This is a genomic window from Caulobacter endophyticus (assembly GCF_003116815.1).
Taxonomy (GTDB): Bacteria; Pseudomonadota; Alphaproteobacteria; order Caulobacterales; family Caulobacteraceae; genus Caulobacter; species Caulobacter endophyticus.
In genome coordinates, this window is record NZ_QDKQ01000012.1 from 1 (window position 1) to 4149 (window position 4149).

3 protein-coding genes and 1 pseudogene are annotated in these 4149 nt (G+C 70.1%); 2 read left to right on the forward strand and 2 right to left on the reverse strand.

Translation table 11 applies throughout. The features are described from left to right. Window positions 1–116 (forward strand): annotated as a pseudogene (locus tag DDF67_RS26460) (IS481 family transposase); the annotation flags it as partial. Here DDF67_RS26460 and DDF67_RS01905 read toward each other — a convergent pair. Together DDF67_RS01905 and DDF67_RS01910 are read right to left on the reverse strand one after the other, a co-directional pair. Next, window positions 113–736, reverse strand: a complete 624-nt coding sequence (locus tag DDF67_RS01905) for an isochorismatase family cysteine hydrolase (protein ID WP_109099282.1) — start codon at window positions 734–736, stop codon at window positions 113–115. The pseudogene DDF67_RS26460 and the gene DDF67_RS01905 overlap by 4 nt on opposite strands. An 86-nt stretch (window positions 737–822) precedes the next feature. Further along, window positions 823–2442, reverse strand: coding sequence for an ATP-binding protein (locus DDF67_RS01910; protein WP_109099280.1), 1620 nt, complete (start codon window positions 2440–2442; stop codon window positions 823–825). A 177-nt stretch (window positions 2443–2619) separates the two neighbouring features. Between DDF67_RS01910 and purD the strand changes: the two genes are divergently transcribed. Beyond that, entirely contained in the window at window positions 2620–3903 is a 1284-nt protein-coding gene (gene purD / locus DDF67_RS01915) for a phosphoribosylamine--glycine ligase (protein WP_109099281.1), read from the forward strand. Window positions 3904–4149: the final 246 nt, after the last annotated feature.

Consider the following 4149-nt stretch of genomic DNA (forward strand, 5'->3'; position numbering starts at 1 on the left):
GCGCCAAGGCCATCAAGCCTTGGACCGACAGCTACAACCTCGACCGCCCACACTCAGGCATAAAAGGCCTCACGCCCTGGCAGCGGGTGAACAACCTTCTTGGAAACGACAGCTAGGACCCCGCCACCGCCGCCACGATCTCGTCGACCGTGACGATGGCGTGAGCGTAGGTTAGGGCGTTGATGGCGTGGGCGGCGTGCATCGCCTCGTCGCTGAACGCCGCCGTGGCGTCGGTGACCAGGGTGACGTGGTAGCCCAGCTCCGAGGCGAAGCGGCCGGTGCCCTCGATGCAGGTGTTGGCCACCAGCCCTATCAGGATCACATGGGTGATCTCGCGCTGCTTGAGGCGATAGTCGAGGTCGGTGTTGGCGAAGCCGCTGGAACCCCAGTGCTCGGTGACGATCACGTCGCCGGGCAGGGGCGCGAAGTCGGGATGCCACTGGCCGCCCCAGCCGTCCTTCTCGAACACCATCGCCCGGGCGCTGCCCTGCAGGTAGGGCGAGGGATGCTTCCAGCCGTCCAGGTCGCCCAGGGCGAAGCGGTGGTGGGGCACGATGAACACCGGCAGGCCCGCCGCCCGCGCCGCGACCGTCACGGCCTTCAGCCGCGCGTGCAGGCCGCCGGCGGCCTGCGTGGCCGCCACCCTGGGCCACAGCTTGCCGCCGTCGGCGAGGAAGTCGTTGTAGGGATCCACGAACAGCAGGGCCGTTCGGCCCTGCGGATAGGTGTCGGACATGGCGGGCTCCTGGCGGCTGAGGCCGTCAGGAAGCGCGCGGGCGGCGCGCAAGGCTTGGATGTTCCGGTCGCGCTAGGCCGGTCGCGCTAGACCTGTTCCGCCGCCAGCTCGCAGGCCTGGGCGATGGCGTCGAACAGGGCCGAGACCGTGACCGGCTTGGCCAGGTGCAGGTCGGCGCCGGCGGCCAGACACGCTTCCACCTGGTGGGGCATGGCGTTGGCGGTCAGCGAGATGATCGGGATGCGCACGTGGCCAGCGGCCCGCTCGCGCTGGCGGATCTCCTGGATGGCCGTCAGCCCGTCCATCACCGGCATCTGGGTGTCCATCAGGACGAGGTCGAACTCCTGGTCGCGATAGGCGCGCAGGGCCGCCTCGCCGTCCTCGGTGACGACCACGTCGGCGACACCGTCCAGCATTAGCTCGACGACTCGCTGGTTGGTCGGGTGATCCTCGGCCAGCAGCACCCGCAGGCGCTCGGGGGGCGCGGTCTTGGGGGCGCGCTTGATCGGCGCCGGCGCCTCGGGGGCGGCGGGCGCCAGGCGCGCGGTCAGGGTGAAGCGGGCGCCCTCGCCGGGCGTCGAGACGCAGGCGATGTCGCCGCCCATCAGCTTGGCGAAGCGCTGGGCGATCGACAGCCCCAGGCCCGAGCCGCCGAACCGGCGGGTGATCGAGCCGTCGCCCTGGACGAAGCGCTCGAACAGGCTGGCCTGCACCTCGGGCGTGAAGCCCTCGCCGGTGTCCTCGACCGTGAGCGTCAGCGCCAGCTGGCCGTCCTGGGCGCGGGTGGCGGCGCGGACGCTGACCGATCCCTCGCTGGTGAACTTCACCGCGTTGCTGATCAGGTTGTTGACGATCTGGCCGATCTTCAGGGCGTCGCCGTCGACCCGGTCGTGAAAGCCCTCGTCGAAGTCCAGCGAGAAGGTCAGGCCCTTCTGGCAGGCCAGACCCTCGAAGGTCGCGGCGCAGGCGGTCAGGGCGGCGCGCAGGTCGAAGGGCGCGGCCTCCAGCTCGACCTCGCCGGCCTCGATCTTGGCCAGGTCGAGAATGCCGCTGAGCAGGGCGTTCAGCGTCCGGCCCGAGCTGAGGATCACGTCCATCATCTCGCGCTGGCGCGGGGTCAGCTCGGTCTGGGCCAGCACCTGGGCCATGCCCAGCACGCCGTTCAGGGGCGTGCGGATTTCGTGGCTCATATTGGCCAGGAACTCGGACTTGGCGACGCTGGCGGCGCGGGCCCGTTCCAGGGCGGCCTCCAGGGCGATGGCCGATTTCTTCCGCTCGGTGATGTCCTCGCTGATGATCAGCAGCAGCTTCTCGTCGCCATCGCCGGGGATGGCGACCTTCTTGGTCTGCAGCCAGCGGTCGCCGTTGTGCGGCGTCTTCAGCGGCTCCTCGTCGATCACCCACAGGCGGTCGCTGGCCAGCACCTTGGCGTCCATCTCGGCGAAGAAGGCGGCCTGCTCGGGCGGGAAGAAGTCGGCGTCGTTGCGACCGAGCAGATCCTCGCGCGGCACGCCCAGCAGCTCCTCGCCGGTGCGATTGACCAGCACGAAACGGCCGTCGCGGCCGTTCTTGACCACCAGCATGGCCGGCACGCTCTCGACCACGGCGTCGAGGAAGGCCCAGGAGTGCAGGGCCTTGGCCGGATGGGAGGCGGCGTCCGCCGCGGCCGCCGGGTCGCGCGGAAGATGATGGTCGTCCTTGGCCATGTGTCTCGAAGGTTGCCCCGTGGCGCGCGCCCTGCCCGGGACGTGCGAATTTGCACACAAAAGAGCCCGCGCGCGACGCCGCTGGCAATCGGGCCAAGCGTCGCAGGAGGGGCCTTCGGACGATCGGACGCAGCGGATGCTTGACCCGCAAGCGCGCCCGCGCGACATCCCCGGCTCATGGAAAAGCTGACCATCCTCCTTGTCGGGTCCGGCGGGCGCGAGCACGCCCTGGCCTGGAAGATCGCGCAATCGCCGCTTTGCGGACGCCTCGTCGCCGCCCCGGGGAATCCTGGCATCGCGGCCGTGGCCGAGCTCAAGCCCGTGAAGGCCACCGACGCCGACGGCCTGGTGGCCCTGGCCCAGGAGATCGGCGCGAACCTGGTGGTGGTTGGTCCGGAGTCGGCGCTCGAAGTGGGTCTGGCCGACAAGCTGGCCGAGATCGGCGTTCCGTGCTTTGGTGGCAGCCAGCGCGCGGCCCAGCTGGAGACCTCCAAGGCCTTCACCAAGGACTTCTGCAAGCGCCACGGCCTGCCGACGGCGGCCTATGGCGTGTTCGAGGACGCCGCTTCCGCTGGTGAGTTCCTCGACACCCTGGAAGCGCCGTTCGTGATCAAGGCCGACGGCCTGGCGGCCGGCAAGGGCGTGGTCATCGCCCCCGACCGCGCCAGCGCCGACGCCGCGGTGGTCGACATGCTGGGCGGCCGCTTCGGCTCGGCCGGCGCCCGGGTGGTGATCGAGGAGTTCATGCACGGCGAGGAGGCCTCCCTCTTCGCCATCTCCGACGGCAAGACCGCCGTGCTGTTCGGCGCGGCTCAGGACCACAAGCGCGCCTATGACGGCGACGAAGGCCCCAACACCGGCGGCATGGGCACCTATTCGCCCCCGCCCGTGCTCACCGACGCCTTGATCGAGCAGGCCTGGCGCGAACTGATCGTGCCGACCGTCGAGGGCATGGCCGCCGAGGGCAATCCCTATGTGGGCGTGCTCTATGCCGGCCTGATGCTGACGGAGGCCGGCCCCAAGCTGGTTGAATACAACGCCCGCTTCGGCGATCCGGAATGCCAGGTGCTGATGCTGCGCCTGGAAAGCGACATCGTCCCGACCCTGCTGGCCGCAGCCAAGGGCGAACTGGCGAGCGCCGAGCCGCCCAAGTGGCGCGACGAGGCGGCGATCTGCGTGGTGCTGGCCGCCGAAGGGTATCCCGACGCCCCCAAGACCGGCGGCCTGATCCAGGGCGCCGAGGCCGACTACGGCCACGAGGCCGAGATCTTCCACGCCGGCACGGCCCGCGACCCCGACGGCAAGCTGGTCGCCTCCGGCGGCCGCGTGCTGAACGTCTGCGCCCTGGGCGCGACCCTGCACGAGGCCCGCGACGTGGCCTATGCCGCCCTGGGCACGGTGAGCCTGGAAGGCGGCTTCTACCGCAGCGACATCGGCTGGCGGGCGCTGAGCCAGCATTGAGCGGCGTTTCCCTGGAAGAACCCTTCCCCCTTGATGGGGGAAGGGCAGGGTTGGGGGTGACCTGCTGGATTGGCCGTCTGCGCCAGCCGCCGACGCCGTAGCCACCCCCATCCCCGACCCTCCCCCATCAAGGGCGTGTTGCGAAATTAGCCGATTGTGATTCCCTGGGTTTAGTACGGGGAGGCCAGGCATGGCGGTGAAGCAGACGGGTCAGTTCAGTTTCGCCGAGGCGCTGATGCCGGTGGG